Raw genomic sequence first — 20,755 nt, 5'->3', positions numbered from 1 at the left:
ATGAAGGTTAAACCTTCCATCAAGGGGAAGGTCAAGTGTTTAAATAGCTGATTGAAATGGGGTTTTAAAATCAGCGTCCACACTTCGAAAAAAGTGTCCACATTTCAAATACAAACCCTGATTAACTCAGGCGTTTTTGTAGAGTTAGGTGCCGATAGTTGTAAATGCAAAATGTATGCAATTGATCTTCGTTAGTGTAACTCATGAAACATTTATCCAAAAAGAAATGTATTAAATGAAGGATATTATAATGCCAGTACCAGATAAGTTATTTAAATATAAATCTTTTAATTCTGATTGCATGGAGTTGATCATTGGTGATTATCTTTATTTTGCTAATCCGAATCAATTTAATGACCCTCTTGATTGCAAAGTTTCTATATTTGATGATATTAAGGATGAAGAGCAATTGAAAAATATATTATCAACTCTTTATCAAAGAAATGCGGAGGGTAAATTAAAAGGTGCGGCTAATAATCTTCATTATAATGGCCAGAAAACCCAAGATAAAATATCACTCCTTAGTAAAAGTGAATCAGAAAGAATGATTGCTGATATATATCAGCAATTTGATTTTTACGAAGATGAAACATTTTCTATAACAGGTGTATTAGCTAATTTAATCGGAAAGATCATCCTTTCTGGATATAGCAAAGGAGTACTCTCCCTTGCTGAGGATTGTGATTGTCCATTAATGTGGTCGCATTATGCTGATAATCATAGAGGATTATGCTTGGGCTATACGATTCCAACTAATGCTAAAGATAAAATCCAACCAATAAATTATACAAGTAACTCAAGAGATATCAAAACCAGTCAAATATTGCAAATGCTGAATGGCGATGCGAATGCAAAACTTGAAATAGAAAAAGCGATTTTTCTTCGGAAGGCATCTCCTTGGCAATATGAAAAAGAATGGCGAATGATTTCTAACATTGGTAAGCAAAATGCATCATTATATTTATCGGATATTATTTTTGGCATGAGATGTAAAGATACTACCATTTACACAATCATGAAATCCTTGCAAGGACGAGATTTACCTATTACATTTTGGCAAATGACTGAAGTCCATCAACAGTTTACACTTCAGAAAATTGAAATTAATTTAGATGATGAATGTTTTATTTATTTACCTCGCTGTATGGAATCAATAGCTAATTTTTTGATGAAGAATGATTAATCCCTTCTCCGTTTATTGTTTTTCAAAAAGCTCCCTCCAGTACATGGAGGGGGGCATAAAAGTGCCAGATTTAACTGCTACATTCCATAGTGCGAAGCAGGGAAAGTATCGCAGGGGGAATCAGGCTGTAACGGTTTCCGGTTCTGGGACAACCGTATTAGAGACTCAGAGGATTGTACCTTTGAGGTTTATACCGTTACAGCACAGATTCTGGCTGACAGTGTCGCTGAGGCGCAATTCGAATCAGTGGACGAACCGCTAACCCCGGCTAACGTTAAGGACATGGTTATTTTTCAGTAATTTTCGATCCCAATATTGCCTACCACCACCGGAGCACTACTTGTACGATTTCTAATGCCACTCACTCAGAGCGCATGAGCGCCATTTTGGCAGGCGCAAACTGCGATCGACCCCGCACATATTCAGAAGTAATTAAGCGCACGATGAAGGCGTAAAAGGCCGAACAATGGCAATTAAAGCCCTGTTCGCCCCCCCTGTCGTGTGGGCTGTTCTCACGTCACCTGCGCGCAACAAACACGCTTGTTTTCTCGCAATAGCAAATACACAGCCGGGAAGCATAGCTGCTGCGCTTAACAGTGATAATAAATATAAAAAAATTTGTGCAAGTTTGTGCAAGTTTGTGCAAAATAATAATCACAAAATCAAAGTTACCTATGGGGCTCAAGCGTGGCTGATTGGAAAAATAATCCTTGGATAGTTGCAGTAATATCAGGTTCTGCAGTGCTGACTACAACATTATTTATCGTTTTTAATTATGTAATCCCGACATACCAAAAAGAAGACAGTAATAAAATATCAGAACTGCAGATCAAAGTTGATAGCAAAAATGAGCTTATCAAACAAATAACTCAGGAGAGCAACAAAACAGCAACTGAAAAGGATAGTGATTTACATACCTTAAGTGCATTTAAAAATTCAGAGATAAACAAGCTTAAAGGTGATTTGACATCTAAAAGTACAGAGTTAAATGAATTGAAAAAACTCATGCAATTCCAGAGGTTAGGGGCTTTGTATCAAAAAGGGTCATACTTACCTATTGGTTACGACGCCATTGATATAGGTGCGAGCAGAGATTCAATTTTTAAATTTTACGGATCGCCGAGGGTGATGCCTGACCCAAAGTATGGCTACATATCAATAAATTATGGGCAGGGAGGAATAGATCATATTGTTTATTATCTTAAGGATAAAAAAGGAAAAATAAATAATAAAGGGGATGTGGTTTCACACATAGCTGTATTTAAAGAAAACGAAATAACTATCGATAGAGAGAGGAAGACATTCCTTGAAAATTTATCTCTCAAGGATTTCCTAATTAGTAATTTGGGATACATTGAGCCATGTAAAAATGACTATTATGTATGGCACTTTCCAAATAAAAAAATAGCTGTTTATTATGATGACAGCGAGGGTGATAGATATTTAATTTACGATGATAATTTTGCTCCAGCTAATTTTGATGAAGAGTGTCAGTTTATATATAATGAAAGGTGATTTCATATAAGAAAAAGGGAGCGGGGCTCCCTTTTGTTTTTGATATTTGAAGTGATACTGTCTTGTGATTATATTACCATCAACGATAATGCTTATTTATATTTTCTAGGGCTCAAATGCTCATAAAACAAAAAATTCATACCGGAATAGTGTATTAGTTAGTGACGTAACGATTTCACCGATTTAGCTTTTTATTCACGGGTTTAAGACATTTTTTCGCTTCAGCCATCCGGGTTTTATGTTAAGGATAGTCACAAAATACGTCAGCTATGGGTCATTAAATTCTTTTAATGGCTGGACCAGGCTTACTTAGTCTCGCCGCCTCATCTGAGCGGATATAATGTTTTTTTGGTCTCCCGTCCCTCATGTGAAGTTTCACGATAATAGAGCCAGTTTTGATAGTCAGCTTCCCTTTTATAGGGAACAAAATACTTGCCCACTTTCCCCCGGTAATGAGCATAACCCTTAGCTTTTCTAGTATCATATCATTCTCCCGTTATTTTTACGCTTAAACCCTTTGCATGACATCATCACTACACTCTTATGCTGCGTTTGATCCTAATAGTTTCGCTGTACAGGCCAGACAGAATTTTTCAACACCATAGGTTATGTCATCAGGTTATGTCATCCTGATTTAACTCAGCATTACAGCCTCTATCCCTACAGTATATCTCTTTACTCTTTTCTACCAGATAGCCATCGTTCAGATATCGGTTGATGTCACTAGGATAATCAAACACAGGGAATTAGGGCGGCTTTTTCGGATGGGTTATAAAACGTTCGGCTTGAGGATGAAAAAAACAAATCCCAATTTGCCAGATGGAAAGGTGGACCACATTTTGCGACATACATTCGCTACATACTTTATGATGAACGGTGGCAGCATAATGGCCTTAAAGCGAATTATGGGTCATGTGTATATTTCTCAAACGATGGTTTATGCGCTCTTCGCACCAGAGCACCAGACTATTTACTGGACGCTGTGAGCTATAATTCTCTTAGCGGCATGTCCACATTGTGTTCACACTCTGGAGGCAAAGCGGGGGATTTGAGGATTAGTTAAGTATGTGAAATACTGATTTGGCGCAGTAGTTTACGGAGCTGCGCCTGTCAGAATCCCACCATCAAGGGGAAGGTCAAGGGGGAAATGTGAATATCAGCGATGTTGCGAAAAAAACCGGCTTAACCAGCAAAGCGATTCGCTTTTATGAGGAAAAAGGGCTGGTGACGCCACCGTTGCGCAGTGAGAACGGCTACCGCAGCTATACGCAGCTGCATCTTGATGAACTGACGTTACTGCGCCAGGCAAGACAGGTAGGATTTAACCTTGAAGAGTGCGGCGAGCTGGTTAACCTGTTTAACGATCCGAAACGCCACAGTGCCGACGTGAAAAAACGTACGCTGGAAAAAGTGGCGGAGATCGAACGCCATATCATCGAATTACAGGCGATGCGTGAGCAACTGTTACAGCTGGCAGAATCCTGCCCGGGAGATGACAGCGCCGAGTGCCCGATTATCGACAATCTTTCCGGCTGCTGCCACCGTAAAACCCACGCCTAACAGGCTTTAACCCGCAGGGTAATGCCTTCCACCGCAATGACCTCAACCCGCGTGCCGGCGCTGAGGTCATCGTCGGCCACTACCGGCCACGAACTGTCCCCCACGCGCATATGACCGCGTCCGTTGATCAGCGCGTTATCAAGCGTAAAGCGTCTACCCACGATCTGCTGCCCACGCTGGTTGAGGTGCGCGTCGACCGGCTTCTGCGCCTTCACCCGTTTGTTCAGCCAGCGCCACCACAGCCAGGCGGCCAGCAGCGTCAGCACGGCAAACAGCGCGCCCTGCCACTCCCAGCCGACAGGCAGCAGCCAGACGACCAGCCCGGTAATCACCGCGGCAACCCCGCTCCACAGCAGATAACCGTTGCCGCCAAGCATCTCGGCGGCCAGCAGTAAGCCGCCAAGGCTTAGCCAGAACGCATGAGGATGTGCAACGATGAGCTCTATCATTTTTTACGCTCGTTTCCGCCGTCTTTGATCAACTCGGCAATTCCGGCGATAGATCCCATCAGACTGCTGGCATCCAGCGGCATCATTACCACCTTGCTGTTGTTCGCGGAGCCGATCTCCTTCAGCGCATCGGTATATTTTTGCGCGACGAAGTAGTTCACAGCCTGGATATCCCCGGCGGCAATCGCCTCGGAGACCATTTGCGTCGCACGGGCTTCCGCTTCTGCCGAACGTTCACGCGCTTCCGCCTGGAGGAAGGCAGACTGACGGTCGCCCTCGGCTTTCAGGATCTGCGACTGTTTTTCCCCTTCCGCTTTCAGGATTTCAGCCTGACGCACCCCTTCGGCTTCAAGAATATAGGCACGCTTGGTACGCTCGGCCTTCATCTGCGCGTTCATGGAAGCAATCAGCTCTGCCGGTGGGCGCACGTCGCGGATCTCAATGCGGGTCACTTTGATCCCCCACGGATTGGTGGCTTCATCCACAATGTGCAGCAGGCGGGTATTAATGCTGTCGCGCTGGGAGAGCATTTCGTCCAGCTCCATTGAGCCAAGCACGGTACGGATGTTGGTCATGGTCAGGTTGACGATCGCCAGCTCCAGGTTGCTCACCTCATAGGCCGCTTTCGGCGCATCAATCACCTGAATAAAGCACACCGCATCGATGGTGACGTTGGCGTTATCCTTGGAGATGACTTCCTGGGAAGGGATATCCAGCACCTGCTCCATCATATTGATCTTACGCCCAATTCTGTCCATGAACGGGACGATCAGGCTTAAACCCGGCTGAAGAGTATTGGTGTAGCGACCGAAGCGTTCGACGGTCCACTGGTAACCCTGCGGGACAATTTTGACGCCTGCGCCCACGATAACCAGCGCAACGAATATAAGGACAGGAACAACGATGAGCATAAAAACCTCCTGTTTTGCATGCCGTAACGAGAAAAACTGCGTATTTGTTGAACGTAAGTATATCGGCTAACGAACAGGATTTCGCCCCTGTAAAGAGGTGGGAACCGGACTGGCAGAAATAAAACGCCCCGTTCGGGATGCGGGGCGCAAAGCGTTACTTTTCAGACCAGGTATAGCTGAAGTCAGTGATAAACCCATCCCCGGCGTCAGCGATAGCTTTTGATAAGCCCTGATAGTATTTTTCCAGGCCGATGGCCTCTATCTGCTGGATCTGCTCGCGAACGGGAGCGCAGAACAATACCGCATTGCCCGCCCCGACACGTTTGTTGTTCGGCGGCAGATCGCCGGTAATCGCCTTAAACCAGGTTCTGATCCCTTGCTTTAAGCTGTGCGGCGCTTTTGTAAGATCCTCCTGGCCGGTCAGCACCTGTAGGGTAGGGAATTCATTAGCATTGACGGCGGTTTTCATACGCGCAAAGAACGCGGTAAAAAGCTCAAAAGAGCCGAGATCTGTGACGCGAGGCTTGGTGGTTTTTCCGTTTTTATTGCCCATTTTTCCGGCAGGGGCTGTAGGCGCCGGAACCACATTGACCTTATGCAGATCCAGACCAAACAGCAGATTGCAGTGCGCCCGGCGCTCTTTAAGCGGGTAGGACATCAGCACGTCAATAAACGCCGTCGCCTTCACATCGGCCAGATCATGGTTAATCAGCCATTGCGAGCGGGCAAATTCCGCGGGGGAAACGAACCAGTCCGGCACCTCAGTAAAGCGTCTGGATTTACCCTTGCCGTCAAACTCGAGAAAGTAAGCTCCATCATCGAAAGCAAAATAGCAGTTTTTAAAGCTACCGATTGTGGTGTTAACGATGAGCGCCTTCTTAACAAAATCGACCACCTCTGCACCCATGACAAAACGCGTGAGTTCAGAAGAATTGATGACTTCCATTAATGTTTCCACATCAGGAACACCAGGCTTCAGGGAAGAGAACTCATAAAAGATATGTGTCATGTTGCTGACTTCCTGTAGTTATAGAGGTGACAATTAGCGAGCAAAAAGTTTAACACTTGCTATAGGTTAAGGCTATTCGCGCTGCGTAGCGGAAAGGATTATGCTAAAGGCTGTTCTTATTACAGCGGTTAACGGAATCGGAATGAATAATAAAAAAAATCTTCTGGATATCAGGGATGTTGGCTTTCGTGTGGGTGATAACACCATCCTTCAGCACGTCGATTTTTGTCTCTCTCCGGGCGAATTTAAACTGATAACTGGCCCCTCCGGCTGCGGCAAAAGCACCCTCCTGAAAATCGTGGCTTCGCTACTGAGCCCAACGGAGGGAACCATCCTGTTTGCAGGAAAAGATATCGCCACGCTTTCACCGGAAAGCTATCGCCAGCAGGTGTCATACTGCGTGCAAACGCCGTCCCTGTTTGGCGACACGGTGTACGACAATCTGGTTTTCCCCTGGCACATCCGCAACCAAACGCCTGATCCGAAAAAGTTTACCGACGATCTGACCCGGTTCGGGCTTTCGCCGGAGACGCTGACCAAATCGATCGCCGAACTGTCGGGAGGGGAAAAGCAGCGCGTCTCGCTGATCCGTAACCTGCAATTCTTGCCGAAGGCGCTGTTGCTGGACGAAATCACCAGCGCGCTGGATGACGCTAACAAGCGCAACGTCAATGACATTATCCATCGCTACGCCCGGGAGCAGAATATTGCCGTGCTGTGGGTGACGCATGATTCAAATGAAATTACCCATGCGGATGATGTCATCACGCTCAGGCCGCAGGGCGGAAAAATGGAGGAGGCTCACCGTGGGTGAACATAACATAACCAACGAATCGCTGGCGCTGTCGATGGTCCTGGTGCTGGTGGCGATTGTGGTCAGCTACCGGGAAAAGCTGGGGCTGGAAAAAGATATTCTTTGGAGTATCGCCCGCGCGGTCATTCAGCTCATCATCGTCGGCTATGTGCTGAAATACATCTTCAACGTCAATCATGCCGTGCTGACCCTGTTGATGGTGCTGTTTATCTGCTTTAACGCGGCATGGAACGCGCAGAAACGCAGTAAATACATCGATAAAGCGTTCATTTCGTCGTTGATCGCCATCACTACCGGGACCGCGTTAACGCTGGCGGTACTGGTACTCTCCGGCTCGATAGAATTTACGCCGATGCAGGTGATCCCCATTTCCGGGATGATTGCGGGCAATGCGATGGTGGCGGTCGGGTTGTGCTACAACAATCTGGGGCAACGGTTCAGCAGTGAACAGCAGCAGCTTCAGGAGAAGCTAAGCCTGGGCGCGACGCCGAAGGTGGCCTCGGCGCGGTTGATCCGCGACAGCATTCGCTCTTCGCTGATCCCAACGGTGGATTCCGCCAAAACGGTGGGTCTGGTGAGCCTGCCAGGCATGATGTCGGGGCTGATTTTTGCCGGTATCGATCCGGTAAAAGCGATTAAGTACCAGATTATGGTGACGTTTATGCTGCTCTCTACGGCGAGCCTGTCCACCATCATTGCCTGCTACCTGACCTATCGGAAGTTTTACAACGCGCGCCACCAGCTGGTGGTGACGCAGTTGAAAAAGACGGGGTAATATCGGCTTTTGTAGGCCCGGTAAGCGTTAGCGCCACCGGGCATTTTTTTACTAGTAGAGCAACGCGTACAGCTGACGACGATATTTCGACGCCAGCGCGTCACCGGTACCCAGCGCGGCCAGGATCTCCTGGAACATCTTCCGCGCCTGTCCGTCTGCGGCGCCCAGGTCCTTCTGAAGATGGCTAAACAGCAGCTCCAGCGCCTCTTCGTTACGCCCCACCTGATGAAGCTGAAGCGCCAGCTGGCTTGCCAGCGCGGCATCCTGCGGGTTGTCCGCAACCTGCTGCTGAAGCTGTTGAATTTCAGGGGTATCGGCCGCCTGTTTCAGCAGGTCAATCTGCGCCACCAGACCCTGATAACGGGTATCCTGATCCTGCATCGGCACCGTTTTCAGCACGGCTTCCGCGTCTTCAGGGCGGTGCAGCGCAATCTGGGTCTCTGCCAGCAGCAGACCAATCTGGCTGTTCTGGTTCGACAGCTGCCACGCGTCTTTTAACAGCGGCAGCGCCTCGTCGTACTTGCCTTCCTGCATCAGCGCCATGGCTTCCTGCGCTTTCAGCTCTTCTTCGCGCGGCAGAACTTTATCCAGCAGGGCGCGGATCGCCTCTTCCGGCTGCGGCCCCTGGAAGCCATCCACCGGCTGACCGTTCTGGAACAGGTAGACGGTTGGGATCGCGCGCAGGCCAAACTGGGAAGCCACCATTGGTTCGGCGTCACAATCCAGCTTCGCCAGAATGAACTGACCGTTGTACTGCGCGGCAAGGCTTTCCAGGACCGGCGTCAGTTGCAGGCAGTGTTGGCTGCGTTCAGACCAGAAGTAGAACAGCACCGGTTTAGTCATTGACTGTTCGAGCGTCTGTTGCAGGTTAGCTTCAGTTATGTTGACGATATTCTGTACGGACATGCGGCATTCTCTTTTATCGGTTTACTCTTTACATGGGGGTAAGCGTCGTCGCTTCAACTCAACCCTGCAAAATTTTGTCCATCATCCGCCCCGGCAGCAGGCGTTTCAACCAGCCGACGGCATGGGTTACCAGCGTGACCGGATAGCGCATTTTAGGGGTATCGCTCTCAAACGCGTGGCGCACTTTGGCAACGACGGCTTCTGGCCCAAGCGTAAAACGCGCCGCGATGCCGGGGTTTTCGACCGGTTTGTCCGCCTGCGTCTGGTTAACGTTTTCCGTAAAGCGGGTGCGGATCGGGCCCGGTTCAATCAGGCTGACCTTAATACCGCTGTGGCGCAGCTCCATGCGCAACGCATCGGACCAGGCTTCAAGCGCATATTTACTGGCGGCGTAAGCCCCGCGGCCCGGCGTGGAGATCAGGCCCATGACCGAGGAGGTCATCACGATGCGCCCTTCGCCGTGCGGCAGCATGGCGGGGAGAAGGCGCATGGTAAGCTGATGCGCCCCGAAAAAGTTTGCGGAGAACTGCTGCTCCAGCTGTTCCCGTGAGAGAGTCTGTAGCGGGCCGTACACGCCGTAGCCCGCATTGTTGAACAGACCGTAAAGACGGTTGTTGGTCAGGGCGATAACCTCATCGGCGGCCTGCTCTACGCTCTCTGGCGAATCGAGATCCAGCAGAATGCCCGTAAATCCCAGCCCTCGCATGCGTTCGACATCCTCGGGTTTACGGCAGGCTGCCAGTACCCAAAACCCCTGGCGTTTCAGTTCAAGGGCGCTTTCAAGGCCAATTCCGCTGGAACATCCTGTTATTAAGACCGATTTTTGCATAACTTTACCTGTCAGGTTCTCAGCTGTTTGACGAGTCATGTTTTACTAAAGGAGCCAGCCGGGTTGCCATCCAGTCGGCAATGAACGGCTGGGCATCGCGATTGGGGTGAATGCCATCATCCTGCATCCACTGGGGTTTCAGATAGACCTCTTCCATGAAAAATGGCAGCAGCGGAATATCAAACTCTTTGGCAAGCTTAGGATAGATCGCGCTAAACGCCTCATTATACCGACGGCCGTAGTTAGCGGGCAGGCGAATTTGCATCAGCAGCGGCTGGGCGTTGGCGGCCTTAATGGTCTGCAAAATGGTCCGCAGCGTTTGCTCCGTTTGCTGAGGCTGGAAGCCGCGCAAACCATCATTACCGCCCAGTTCGACCAGCACCCAACGCGGTTGATGCTGCTTAAGCAGGGCAGGCAGGCGCGATAAGCCTTGTTGCGACGTATCGCCGCTAATGCTGCCGTTAACGACAGACGCCCGGGACTGCCATTTATCATTGAGCAGGGCGGGCCAGGCCGCACTGGCGGCCATACGATAGCCCGCGCTCAGGCTGTCGCCCAGAATCAATAACGTGTCCGCAGCCGCCGCGCGGAAGGTCATCAGCATCAAAAACAGGAAGGGCAAATGCCAGCGGAAAACATTGTTGAAGTTCATCGTCTTAAGAAGTCCGTCGGTCAGGGAGAACACGAGCTTTCCATCCTCACCGGAGTTGAACTCGTTGTCAAACGTGCCGAAACCATCGCCCTGATTGGTGAATCCGGTTCCGGTAAGTCCACGCTGCTGGCCATTCTCGCCGGTCTGGACGATGGCAGCAGTGGGGAAGTGAACCTGGTCGGCCAGCCCCTCCACGCGCTTGATGAAGAGGCCCGCGCCGCGCTGCGTGCCCGGCATATCGGGTTTGTCTTTCAGTCATTCATGCTGATCCCGACGCTGAACGCGCTGGAAAACGTTGAACTGCCCGGCCTGCTGCGCGGTGACAATACCCGTGAAAGCCGCGATCACGCCAAGGCGTTGCTGGAACAGCTGGGGCTGGGAAAACGTCTCGACCACCTTCCGGCACAGCTTTCCGGCGGTGAGCAGCAGCGCGTGGCGCTGGCGCGCGCGTTTAACGGCCGCCCTGAAGTGCTGTTTGCCGATGAACCCACTGGTAACCTTGACCGTAAAACCGGGGACAAAATTGCCGATCTGCTGTTTTCCCTCAACCGCGAGCACGGCACCACGCTGATTCTGGTTACCCACGATCCGCAGCTGGCCGCCCGCTGCGACCGCCGCCTGCGGCTGGTGAACGGTATTCTTCAGGAGGAAGCATGATTGCCCGCTGGTTCTGGCGCGAGTGGCGCTCGCCCTCGCTGCTGATTGTCTGGCTGGCGTTGAGCCTGGCGGTGGCCTGCGTGCTGGCGCTCGGTAGCGTCAGCGATCGTATGGAGAAAGGGCTTAGCCAGCAGAGTCGGGAATTTATGGCCGGGGACCGGGCTCTGCAAAGTTCTCGCCCCGTGCCGCCGGGCTGGATTGAGGAGGCGCGCAAAGAGGGGCTGAAGGTAGGGGAGCAGATCACCTTTCAGACTATGACCTTTGCGGGCGACACGCCGCAGCTTGCCAGCGTAAAAGCCGTGGATGACATCTACCCGATGTATGGTGACTTACAAACCAGCCCGCCGGGGCTAAAACCGACGGCCGGTACGGTCCTGCTGGCATCGCGACTGATGGCGCTGCTGAACCTGAAACCCGGCGACAGTATCGACGTCGGCGACGCGACACTCAAAATTGCCGGGGAAGTGGTGCAGGAGCCCGACTCTGGATTTAATCCGTTCCAGCTTGCGCCGCGCCTGCTGATGAACACCGCCGATGTGGCGAAAACCAACGCCGTCCAGCCGGGAAGCCGTGTCACCTGGCGGTATAAGTTTGGCGGGACGCCTGCGCAGCTGGAGGCGTACGAAAAATGGCTCCTGCCGCAGCTCAAGCCGGAACACCGCTGGTACGGGCTGGAGCAGGATGACGGGGCGCTCGGCAAATCCCTCGAACGTTCCCAGCAGTTCCTGCTGCTGTCGGCGCTGTTAACCTTGCTGCTTGCCATTGCGGCGGTTGCCGTGGCGATGGGGCACTACTGTCGCAGCCGTTACGATCTGGTGGCGATCCTCAAAACCCTCGGCGCGGGCCGCGCGCAGCTGCGCAAGCTGATTGTCGGCCAGTGGCTGATGGTGCTGGCGTTGTCGGCTCTGACCGGCGGGGCGATAGGGCTGCTGTTTGAAAAGCTGCTGATGGTGCTGCTCAAACCGGTACTCCCCGCCGCATTACCGCCTGCCAGCCTCTGGCCGTGGCTGTGGGCCATCGGCGCGATGACGACGATCTCCCTGCTGGTGGGGTTACGCCCGTACCGGCTGCTGCTCGCCACCCAGCCGCTGCGCGTGCTGCGCCGCGATGTGGTGGCCAGCGTCTGGCCGCTGAAGTTCTATCTGCCGGTGATTATTGCGGTGGCGGTCGGGCTGTTGGCCTGGCTGATGGGCGGCAGTACGCTGCTGTGGGCGGTGCTGGCGGGCGCGGTGGTGCTGGCGCTGCTGTGCGGCGTGGTGGGCTGGATACTGCTTAACCTGCTGAGAAAGCTGACGGTTAAATCGCTTCCCGTGCGGCTGGCGGTCAACCGACTGCTGCACCAGCCGTGGTCTACCCTCAGCCAGCTCTCGGCGTTTTCGCTGTCGTTTATGCTGCTGGCGCTTTTGCTGGTGCTGCGCGGGGATCTGCTCGATCGCTGGCAGCAGCAGCTTCCGCCGGAAAGCCCGAACTATTTCCTGATCAACATTGCTCCCGAACAGGTGACGCCTCTGAAGGGTTTCCTGTCTGAGCATCACATTATTCCGGAATCGTTCTATCCGATCGTGCGCGCCCGCCTGACGCAGATCAACGGCCAGTCCACGGACGGAAATAAGGATGAATCGCTCAACCGCGAACTCAATCTGACCTGGCAGGCGAAACGTCCGGACCATAACCCGATCGTTGCCGGCACCTGGCCGCCGAAAGCGGGGGAAGTGTCGATGGAGGAGGGGCTGGCGACACGCCTGAACGTGAAGCTCGGCGATAGCGTGACTTTCACCGGCGATACCCAGGATTTCACCGCCAAAGTCACCAGCCTGCGTAAAGTGGACTGGGAAAGCCTGCGACCAAACTTCTTCTTCATCTTCCCGCCGGGGGCGCTGGACGGACAGCCCCAGAGCTGGCTCACCAGCTTCCGCTGGGAAAACGGCAACGGCATGCTGACGCAGCTTAACCGGGAATTTCCGACGGTGAGCCTGCTGGATATCGGCGCGATCCTCAAACAGGTCGGGCAGGTGCTGGAGCAGGTGAGCCGCGCGCTGGAGGTGATGGTAGTGCTGGTGACCGTCTGCGGCGTGCTGTTGCTGCTGGCGCAGGTGCAGGTGGGCATGCGTCAGCGTCATCAGGAGCTGGTGGTCTACCGCACGCTGGGAGCCAGTAAACGGCTGCTGCGCGCCACGCTGTGGAGCGAATTTGCTCTGCTCGGTCTGGTGGCGGGCCTGGTGGCGGCCATCGGGGCGGAAACCGCGCTGGCGGTACTCCAGAGCAAAGTCTTCGACTTCCCGTGGGAGCCCGACTGGCGGCTGTGGCTCACGCTGCCCGTCTGCGGCGCCGTGCTGCTGTCCCTGTGCGGCGGCTGGCTCGGAACCCGGCTGTTGAAAGGTAAAGCGCTATTCCGCCAGTTCGTCAGCTAGTTTACTGACGTGATGATGACGCACCGGCATTTCTGCTGGTGCGTCATCGCTTAACGGCACAAATCGTTAATGCCCCTGCATTTAGTAGCACAAAACATTAAAAACCCGCCCACACAGCCCGAATTTTTCCGGTTAATATTCACCAGCTAAATATTTAGCAGCGTGTCTATCAAGGAAAAAGAATGACTATAAGAAAAACAGCGCTGGCGACAACGATCGGCGCAGCAGTGGCATTGGCTTCTTTCGCATCTCAGGCGGAAATCACCCTTCTGAAACAGGATCCGCAGGCGGGTAACCCGCTGAGCCGCCTGAACTTCACCGTTGGCGGCAGTATTCGTCCTCAGTTCCAGAATATGACCGGTGATGACGGCAAAAACAGCTACAAGCGCAACGGCTTTGACGGCGGCACCCGCTTCCGTTTCGCTGCGGATTACTACCTGTTCGATGACATCAGCTGGATCAGCTACTACGAGCTGGGTGTGAACATTCCGGCGCAGTTCAACTGGGATCATCACTACGCCGACGGCGCGCACGACACCTCTCGTCGTATGCTCTACACCGGTCTGAAGAGCGACACCTGGGGTACGCTGACCTTCGGCCAGCAGAACAGTGTGTACTATGACGTAGTGGGCGCAAAAACCGATATCTGGGACTACGACATGATTGGTCAGGCGCCAGGTAACGGGATCAACGGCGACTATGACGGCTCTTACCGTTCACGCCAGATGCTGAAGTACAAGAAAACCGTGGGCGATGCTGACATCTACGCCTCTTACCTGTTTGAAGACAGCGAATACCTGCCGGGCAACGGCCTGCGTTACAAACGTAAAGGCGGCGGTTCACTGGGTATCGATTATCACCTGACTACCGATCTGACCTGGGGCGCAGCGTGGAACTACACCCGCGCGGACATGCGTAACCCGGACAACGGCGACAGCAAATCCTACGACCAGAACATCCTTGGTACCGCCCTGAGCTGGACGCCGGATAACTGGACCTTCTCCGCAGGCGGCGGCTGGTATCAGAACTTCCTGACCACCAAAAAAGTGTCCGTTAACGACTACTTCGCCGGTGATGCATGGGGTATTGAATACTTTGCGGGTTACAAGTTCCCGGTTGGTCAGTATGCGGTGAAATCCATCCAGCCGTACTTCATGGGCGACCGTATCGAGTACGTGAATGGCCGTAACTACCAGCGCATCGACAACGGTGTGGGTATCAGCTTCCAGCTGGATTACGGTTTCCGCGTGGATTACGAACACGTGTTCACCTCCAGCACCGACAACCTGGGCGATATGAACCTGGTGCGTCTGCGTTACGACTTCTAAGTGGTTTGTTCCCCGGTGGCGCTGCGCTTACCGGGGTTACAAAAGTACGCGTAGGCCGGGTAAGGCGTAGCCGCCACCCGGCTTTTTTCAGCGATCGAGCCACTCAGCAATTTCTTCGTACGTCCCGCGATACACAATCTTCTCCGCCTTTTTCTCCAGCTGGTAGCCGTACATCGGGTCGTAATAGTCCTTCAGCAGCGGCACAAGCCAGCTGAAGTGCGCGTCAGTGCTGCCAGTACGCTGTTGCTCGACAAGCGCGGCATCCAGCAGGGCGGTAAATTCCGCAAAGCGTTGCAGCCCCAGACGGCGACGAATGGCGTACAGGCCGTGATGCAGATATTCGCTGTATGCTTTCCAGCCCGCTTCTTCACCGTAGGCGGCAGAAAAGTCGGCCCACGTGTGGACGAAATACTCTTCGCGCAGGCGCTCAAGACGGATCTCAAACGGATCCTCGACCACCACGACAGGCGCTTCAGCCATGCGGTCGCGCAGGCACTCCGGCAGGTGGTTAGAGCCAATCATCCGGCCTTCATCTTCCAGCACCCAGCGCGCGGCGTCTTTTTTTAGCAGTTTGACGGCAAGGTGATTTTCAAAGCTCGCCTGGGAAAGCTGCGGGGTGAGCGTGCGACCAAATGACGAGCCGCGATGGTGCGCCAGCCCTTCCAGATCGATGCCCTGCGCATGCTGCTTCACCAGCAGCGTTTTACCGTTACCGGTACAGCCGCCGATAAGCACCATCGGCTTTTGTGACTGCTCAATGGTCACCTGAATCGCCGTCTGACGCAGGGCCTTATAGCCGCCGCGGATCAGCGGGTAGTCGATGCCCGCCTCTTTCAGCCAGGCCTGGGAGATGTGTGAGCGCTGGCCACCGCGCGCGCAGCAAAGGTAGCCCTCAGGATGGGCAAGGCTGGCTTCCCGCCAGGCGCTGATACGTGCCTCACGCGTCTCGCCGTTGACCAGGCTATGGCCGAGCGCCAGCGCGGCGTCCGGACCCTGGCGTTTATAGCAGGTGCCGACGGCGGCACGCTCGTCGTCGTTCATTAAGGGCAGGTTGAGTGCGGCGGGCATCGCACCCTGGGCAAATTCGATCGGCGCGCGAACGTCGATTAAAGGGGTATCGGACGCGAGGATCGCGCGATAGTCCGTTCCATCGTTCATGGTGGTTCCAGAAGAAAACTGAGCAGCAATGGGCGGGGATTGTACGCCGGGGAAGGGGAAGGTCAACTCCCCGGCGAGGGATACTTACTTCAGTTTTGACTGCGCCCAGACAATACCGCTCGCATATTCTGGCGGCAGCAGGGGAACAATCGCTTCCAGCGTGGCGCTCAGGCGGTCCGTGTCGGTATCGTTCAGGTTCAGATGGCCGACCTTACGCCCCGGACGCACCTCTTTGTCGTACCAGTGCAGGTGCACCAGCGGCAGCTTCAGCCAGTTGTAGTTCAGATCGGTACCGATCAGGTTGATCATCACCGACGGGCTGGTCACCACCGGCTGCGGCAGCGGCAGATCGGTGATGGCGCGCAGGTGCAGCTCGAACTGGCTGATGGAGGCACCGTTTTGCGTCCAGTGGCCGCTGTTGTGCACGCGCGGCGCAAGTTCGTTGATCAGCAGACCCGACGGCGTGACGAAACACTCCATCGCCATCACGCCCACATAGCCCAGCTCATGCATGATGGCAGAGAGCATCTCTTCCGCCTGCGCCTGCTGGTCAGCATTGGCCTGCGGGAAGGCAACGCTGGTGCGCAGAATCCCGTCCTGATGCAGGTTATGCGTTAGCGGGTAAAAAACGGTGTGCCCGTCATGCCCGCGCGCGCCAACCAGCGACACTTCACCGCTAAAGTTAATGCCCTGCTCAACAATGCATTCGCCGTAGCAGTCGTCCGGCAGCTCGGCGGTGTCGTTCGCGCGCAGGCGCCACTGCCCGCGGCCGTCGTAGCCGCCGACGCGACGCTTCACAATCGCCAGGTCTCCCAGCATCGCAAACACGTCATCCCACTCGCGCTTATCGGAAAGCAGCTGCCACGGCGCGGTTGCGAGGCCGAGCTTGTCGAAAAGCTGTTTTTGCGTGAGACGGTCGGCAATGATCGGGAAGACGTCGCGGTTCACAAAGGCGTTATGGCGCGCCAGCTCGCGGGTCAGGGCGGTTTCCGGCCAGCGTTCAATTTCGGCAGTGATCACGCTCTGATGGAACGGCACGGCTTCTGGCTCGGCGTCCAGCCCGACGGGCCAGACGGCAATGCCCAGCGGTTCACCGGCCTGACGCAGCATCCGGCCTAGCTGACCGTTGCCAAGAACGCAAACCTGCTTCATGCCGCACCCCGCGGGTCCGGGTTATCCAGCACCTCGTCGGTCTGGGCTTTACGCCACTCCGCCAGACGCTGATGTAAGTCTTTATCATGCGTCGCCAGGATCTGCGCGGCCAGCAGGGCGGCATTTGCCGCACCCGCTTTACCAATCGCCAGCGTACCGACGGGAATACCGCGGGGCATCTGGACGATAGAGTAAAGGCTATCAACCCCGCTTAACGCGGCGCTTTGCACGGGAACACCCAGTACCGGCACCAGCGTTTTGGCGGCAATCATGCCCGGCAGATGTGCTGCGCCGCCCGCACCGGCAATGATCACCTCGTAACCGTTCTCTTCGGCGCTTTCGGCGAAGCTGAACAGTTTATCCGGCGTACGGTGCGCGGAAACCACTTCGACGTGGTGCGGAACATTCAGGATTTCAAAGATTTCGGCGGCGAACTGCATGGTAGCCCAGTCGCTTTTGGACCCCATCACGATGGCGACACGCGCCGGATTATTGCGGGAAGACATGCGTCTTAAAACTCCTGTGGTGCGGAACACACTGCTTTCGAGGGCACAGAGAATAGCATGTAATACCGGCAAGGAAAACGGTTGCGTGGTCGGGAAATGAGCGAAAAGACGGGGGGCGTTAAAACGGGAAGGCGATCAGTTCAACACCTTCCGGCGTGACTTTGACCATCGATCCTTCGCTGTGCCAGGCGCCTAAAACCACGCGATGGGCGGGCTCGCCGTTGGCGATAAGGGAATGCACATCGGGACGATGGGTATGGCCGTGGATCAGCCACTGAACACGGTGCTTCTCCATCACCTTTACCACCGCCTGCGGGTTGACGTCCATGATGGTCATCGATTTGCTGCTGTTGGCGGCCTTGCTGCCCGCGCGCATTCTGGCGGCGATGCGGTTGCGGATAAACAGCGGCAGGGCGAGGAACACTTTCTGGATCCACGGGGTGTGAACTTTGGCGCGAAACGCCAGGTAGCCGGTATCGTCAGTGCAGAGCGTGTCGCCGTGCATGATCAGAATATTGCGGCCATAGAGGTTTAGCACCTGCTCTTCCGGCAGCAGCGTCATACCGCTCTCGCGGGCGTAGCGCTGGCCGATCAGGAAATCACGGTTGCCGTGAATGAAATAGCAGGGGACGCCGGAATCCACCAGCACTTTAATGGCCGCAGCCATCTCACGGTGCAGCGGGTTCGGATCGTCGTCGCCTATCCAGGCCTCAAACAGGTCACCCAGAATGTACAGCGCATCGGCGCTTTTCGCTTCACCGCGTAAAAAACGCAGAAAACCGGCGGTTATCGCCGGTTCTTCTGTTTGCAGATGCAGATCCGCAATAAAGAGTGTCGCCACGAATTACTCGCTGACGGTCACGCTTGTGATCACAACGTCTTCTTTAGGAACGTCCTGGTGCATACCGCTGCGGCCAGTAGAAACGGCTTTGATCTTGTCGACCACGTCCATGCCTTCAACCACTTCTGCGAATACGCAGTAGCCCCAGCCTTGCAGACTTTCGCCAGAGAAGTTCAGGAAGTCGTTGTCCGCTACGTTGATGAAGAACTGTGCGGTCGCAGAGTGTGGCGCCTGAGTACGGGCCATTGCCAGCGTACCACGGGTGTTTTTCAGGCCGTTGTTCGCTTCGTTTTTGATCGCTTCTTTCGTCTCTTTCTGGCGCATGCCAGGCTCGAAACCGCCGCCCTGGATCATAAAACCGTTGATCACGCGGTGGAAAATGGTGTTGTTGTAGAAACCTTCGCGGCAGTAGTCCAGGAAGTTTTTAACTGTTTCAGGCGCTTTGTCATCAAAGGTTTTGATTACGATATCGCCATGATTAGTGTGGAAAGTAACCATTTTTGCATCCTGTTCCGTTATTGTGGTGCGTCGACCCGTGCTCGGGTCACATATAGGGGCTTGTTATAGCATAACCACAGGACACGATCACCTTGCATTGTGTGCTGACCGTACTCCGAATTATGGGTATTATAAGGAACAAACAATCCACACACGTGTTTACATGGAATCTTCGATGTTAAAAATCTTTAATACAATGACGCGCCAAAAAGAGGAATTTAAACCTATCCATGCCGGGGAAGTCGGCATGTACGTGTGTGGTATTACGGTTTACGATCTCTGTCATATCGGCCATGGCCGTACCTTTGTCGCGTTCGACGTGGTGTCACGCTACCTGCGCTTCCTGGGCTATAACCTGAAGTACGTGCGCAACATCACCGACATCGACGACAAAATCATTAAACGTGCTAATGAAAATGGCGAAAGCTTTGTCGAGCTGGTGGATCGCATGATCGCCGAAATGCACAAGGATTTTGATGCCTTAAATATTCTGCGCCCGGACAGCGAGCCGCGTGCGACCCACCATATCCATGAAATCATTGATATCACCCAAAAGCTGATCGAGCGCGGTCACGCCTATGTGGCGGACAACGGCGACGTGATGTTCTCGGTGCCGACGGACCCAACCTACGGTGCGCTTTCCCGCCAGGATCTGGACCAGCTCCAGGCCGGTGCGCGCGTGGACGTGGTTGACGTGAAGCGTAATCCGATGGACTTCGTGCTGTGGAAGATGTCCAAAGCGGGCGAACCGAGCTGGCCATCCCCGTGGGGCGAAGGGCGTCCGGGCTGGCACATTGAATGTTCCGCGATGAACTGCAAGCAGCTGGGCAACCATTTCGACATCCATGGCGGCGGTTCGGATCTGATGTTCCCGCACCATGAAAACGAAATCGCGCAGTCCACCTGCGCCCACGGTGGCGAGTACGTGAACTACTGGATGCACTCCGGGATGGTGATGGTTGACCGCGAGAAGATGTCGAAATCGCTGGGTAACTTCTTCACCGTGCGCGACGTGCTGAAGTATTACGACGCGGAAACCGTGCGCTACTTCCTGATGTCTGGCCACTATCGCAGCCAGCTGAACTACAGCGAAGAGAACCTGAAGCAGGCGCGCGCTGCGCTGGAGCGTCTGTATACCGCCTTGCGCGGCACCGATAAATCTGTTCCGGCCGCAGGCGGTGAGGCGTTCGAGGCCCGCTTCGTTGAGGTCATGAACGACGACTTCAACACCCCGGAAGCCTACTCCGTGCTGTTCGACATGGCGCGTGAGGTGAACCGCCTGAAGTCAGAAGATATGGCGGCGGCCAATGCGCTGGCGTCTCATCTGCGTAAGCTCTCTTCCGTGCTCGGTCTGCTGGAGCAGGAGCCGGACCTGTTCCTGCAAAGCGGCGCGCAGGCGGACGACGGTGAAGTGGCGGAAATTGAAGCACTGATCAAAGCACGTCTCGAAGCGCGTCAGGCGAAAGACTGGGCGGCGGCGGATGCGGCGCGTAACCGTCTGACCGAGATGGGTATTATTCTGGAAGATGGCCCGCAGGGAACCACCTGGCGTCGTAAGTAATTTTCCCCTCACCCTAACCCTCTCCCACCGGGAGAGGGAA

At 53.9% G+C, this 20,755-nt stretch carries 22 protein-coding genes and 1 pseudogene; 12 read left to right on the top strand and 11 right to left on the bottom strand.

All coding sequences use genetic code 11. The features are described 5' to 3' along the window. The first annotated feature begins 250 nt into the window (after positions 1-250). From ACJTMZ_RS08020 to cueR, 6 genes and pseudogenes are all read left to right on the top strand, one after another. Positions 251-1,183, top strand: a complete 933-nt coding sequence (locus ACJTMZ_RS08020; protein WP_185807554.1) for a DUF2971 domain-containing protein — start codon at positions 251-253, stop codon at positions 1,181-1,183. A 129-nt stretch (positions 1,184-1,312) separates the two neighbouring features. Continuing rightward, positions 1,313-1,483 (top strand): annotated as a pseudogene (locus tag ACJTMZ_RS08015) (phage tail protein); the annotation flags it as partial. A gap of 166 nt (positions 1,484-1,649) precedes the next feature. Next, positions 1,650-1,901 (top strand): hypothetical protein, encoded by a 252-nt coding sequence (locus tag ACJTMZ_RS08010; RefSeq protein ID WP_408626895.1) that lies wholly within the window; start codon positions 1,650-1,652, stop codon positions 1,899-1,901. Continuing rightward, positions 1,871-2,698 carry a hypothetical protein gene (locus ACJTMZ_RS08005; protein ID WP_127348555.1) on the top strand — a complete coding sequence of 276 codons (828 nt, stop codon included), beginning with the start codon at positions 1,871-1,873 and terminating at the stop codon, positions 2,696-2,698. The genes ACJTMZ_RS08010 and ACJTMZ_RS08005 overlap by 31 nt, the downstream gene beginning before the upstream one ends. A gap of 764 nt (positions 2,699-3,462) precedes the next feature. Next, positions 3,463-3,684, top strand: coding sequence for a tyrosine-type recombinase/integrase (locus ACJTMZ_RS08000; protein WP_045343185.1), 222 nt, complete (start codon positions 3,463-3,465; stop codon positions 3,682-3,684). A gap of 163 nt (positions 3,685-3,847) precedes the next feature. After that, the gene (gene cueR, locus ACJTMZ_RS07995) at positions 3,848-4,258 is read left to right on the top strand and encodes a Cu(I)-responsive transcriptional regulator (protein ID WP_017383222.1); all 411 of its coding nucleotides are present in this window, start codon (positions 3,848-3,850) and stop codon (positions 4,256-4,258) included. Here cueR and ACJTMZ_RS07990 read toward each other — a convergent pair. The 3 genes from ACJTMZ_RS07990 to ACJTMZ_RS07980 all read right to left on the bottom strand — a co-directional run bounded on the left by ACJTMZ_RS07990 (position 4,255) and on the right by ACJTMZ_RS07980 (position 6,627). After that, the gene (locus tag ACJTMZ_RS07990; protein WP_015571238.1) at positions 4,255-4,707 is read right to left on the bottom strand and encodes an NfeD family protein; all 453 of its coding nucleotides are present in this window, start codon (positions 4,705-4,707) and stop codon (positions 4,255-4,257) included. The genes cueR and ACJTMZ_RS07990 overlap by 4 nt on opposite strands. Next, positions 4,704-5,618 (bottom strand): SPFH domain-containing protein, encoded by a 915-nt coding sequence (locus tag ACJTMZ_RS07985; protein ID WP_003858941.1) that lies wholly within the window; start codon positions 5,616-5,618, stop codon positions 4,704-4,706. The genes ACJTMZ_RS07990 and ACJTMZ_RS07985 overlap by 4 nt, the downstream gene beginning before the upstream one ends. A 154-nt stretch (positions 5,619-5,772) precedes the next feature. Next, positions 5,773-6,627: a hypothetical protein gene (locus tag ACJTMZ_RS07980; RefSeq protein ID WP_015571236.1), complete on the bottom strand. Its 855-nt coding sequence runs from the start codon at positions 6,625-6,627 to the stop codon at positions 5,773-5,775. A 142-nt stretch (positions 6,628-6,769) separates the two neighbouring features. Here ACJTMZ_RS07980 and fetA point away from each other — a divergent pair, with 142 nt between their 5' ends. Both fetA and fetB read left to right on the top strand, forming a co-directional pair. After that, positions 6,770-7,441 (top strand): iron efflux ABC transporter ATP-binding subunit FetA, encoded by a 672-nt coding sequence (fetA, locus tag ACJTMZ_RS07975; RefSeq protein WP_015571235.1) that lies wholly within the window; start codon positions 6,770-6,772, stop codon positions 7,439-7,441. Beyond that, positions 7,434-8,216 (top strand): iron efflux ABC transporter permease subunit FetB, encoded by a 783-nt coding sequence (gene fetB, locus ACJTMZ_RS07970; RefSeq protein ID WP_017383223.1) that lies wholly within the window; start codon positions 7,434-7,436, stop codon positions 8,214-8,216. Before fetA ends, fetB begins: the two co-directional genes overlap by 8 nt. A gap of 51 nt (positions 8,217-8,267) precedes the next feature. Here fetB and ACJTMZ_RS07965 read toward each other — a convergent pair whose 3' ends face one another. The 3 genes from ACJTMZ_RS07965 to tesA are packed head-to-tail and all read right to left on the bottom strand — an operon-like array spanning position 8,268 to position 10,603. Further along, positions 8,268-9,122, bottom strand: a complete 855-nt coding sequence (locus ACJTMZ_RS07965) for a co-chaperone YbbN (protein WP_003858935.1) — start codon at positions 9,120-9,122, stop codon at positions 8,268-8,270. Between the two features lie 58 nt (positions 9,123-9,180). Then, the gene (locus ACJTMZ_RS07960; RefSeq protein WP_006809829.1) at positions 9,181-9,990 is read right to left on the bottom strand and encodes an SDR family oxidoreductase; all 810 of its coding nucleotides are present in this window, start codon (positions 9,988-9,990) and stop codon (positions 9,181-9,183) included. After that, a complete protein-coding gene (gene tesA, locus ACJTMZ_RS07955) occupies positions 9,971-10,603 on the bottom strand; it encodes a multifunctional acyl-CoA thioesterase I/protease I/lysophospholipase L1 (protein WP_003858933.1) in 633 nt (210 codons plus the stop codon). The genes ACJTMZ_RS07960 and tesA overlap by 20 nt, the downstream gene beginning before the upstream one ends. Between tesA and ybbA the strand changes: the two genes are divergently transcribed. From ybbA to ACJTMZ_RS07940, 3 genes are all read left to right on the top strand, one after another. Next, on the top strand, positions 10,574-11,260 hold the full coding sequence (gene ybbA / locus ACJTMZ_RS07950; RefSeq protein ID WP_017383226.1) for a putative ABC transporter ATP-binding protein YbbA: 687 nt from the start codon (positions 10,574-10,576) through the stop codon (positions 11,258-11,260). The genes tesA and ybbA overlap by 30 nt on opposite strands. Then, positions 11,257-13,671 carry a putative ABC transporter permease subunit YbbP gene (ybbP, locus tag ACJTMZ_RS07945; RefSeq protein WP_252010914.1) on the top strand — a complete coding sequence of 805 codons (2,415 nt, stop codon included), beginning with the start codon at positions 11,257-11,259 and terminating at the stop codon, positions 13,669-13,671. The genes ybbA and ybbP overlap by 4 nt, the downstream gene beginning before the upstream one ends. Before the next feature lie 182 nt (positions 13,672-13,853). Further along, positions 13,854-14,999, top strand: a complete 1,146-nt coding sequence (locus ACJTMZ_RS07940) for a porin (protein ID WP_017383228.1) — start codon at positions 13,854-13,856, stop codon at positions 14,997-14,999. Positions 15,000-15,086: 87 nt separating this feature from the next. On the opposite strand, the gene mnmH is transcribed toward ACJTMZ_RS07940, so the two are convergent. From mnmH to ppiB, 5 genes are all read right to left on the bottom strand, one after another. Beyond that, complete coding sequence (gene mnmH / locus ACJTMZ_RS07935) at positions 15,087-16,157, bottom strand: tRNA 2-selenouridine(34) synthase MnmH (RefSeq protein WP_252010913.1); 1,071 nt, start codon at positions 16,155-16,157, stop codon at positions 15,087-15,089. Between the two features lie 84 nt (positions 16,158-16,241). Further along, the gene (gene purK / locus ACJTMZ_RS07930; protein ID WP_003858922.1) at positions 16,242-17,309 is read right to left on the bottom strand and encodes a 5-(carboxyamino)imidazole ribonucleotide synthase; all 1,068 of its coding nucleotides are present in this window, start codon (positions 17,307-17,309) and stop codon (positions 16,242-16,244) included. Continuing rightward, positions 17,306-17,815 carry a 5-(carboxyamino)imidazole ribonucleotide mutase gene (gene purE / locus ACJTMZ_RS07925; RefSeq protein WP_006809824.1) on the bottom strand — a complete coding sequence of 170 codons (510 nt, stop codon included), beginning with the start codon at positions 17,813-17,815 and terminating at the stop codon, positions 17,306-17,308. The genes purK and purE overlap by 4 nt, the downstream gene beginning before the upstream one ends. Before the next feature lie 118 nt (positions 17,816-17,933). Next, positions 17,934-18,656 carry a UDP-2,3-diacylglucosamine diphosphatase gene (gene lpxH / locus ACJTMZ_RS07920; RefSeq protein WP_047637546.1) on the bottom strand — a complete coding sequence of 241 codons (723 nt, stop codon included), beginning with the start codon at positions 18,654-18,656 and terminating at the stop codon, positions 17,934-17,936. Positions 18,657-18,659: 3 nt separating this feature from the next. Beyond that, a complete protein-coding gene (ppiB, locus tag ACJTMZ_RS07915) occupies positions 18,660-19,154 on the bottom strand; it encodes a peptidylprolyl isomerase B (protein WP_000256009.1) in 495 nt (164 codons plus the stop codon). 175 nt (positions 19,155-19,329) lie between these two features. On the opposite strand from ppiB, the gene cysS reads away from it, so the two are divergent. Continuing rightward, on the top strand, positions 19,330-20,715 hold the full coding sequence (cysS, locus tag ACJTMZ_RS07910) for a cysteine--tRNA ligase (protein ID WP_063931495.1): 1,386 nt from the start codon (positions 19,330-19,332) through the stop codon (positions 20,713-20,715). The last annotated feature ends 40 nt before the right edge of the window (positions 20,716-20,755 follow it).

Origin of the sequence: Enterobacter sp. DN (assembly GCF_046054285.1) — a bacterium.
GTDB lineage: Bacteria > Pseudomonadota > Gammaproteobacteria > Enterobacterales > Enterobacteriaceae > Enterobacter > Enterobacter hormaechei_C.
The sequence above is the reverse complement of the archived record's forward strand: the minus strand, read 5'-3'. Positions and strand labels throughout refer to the sequence as shown.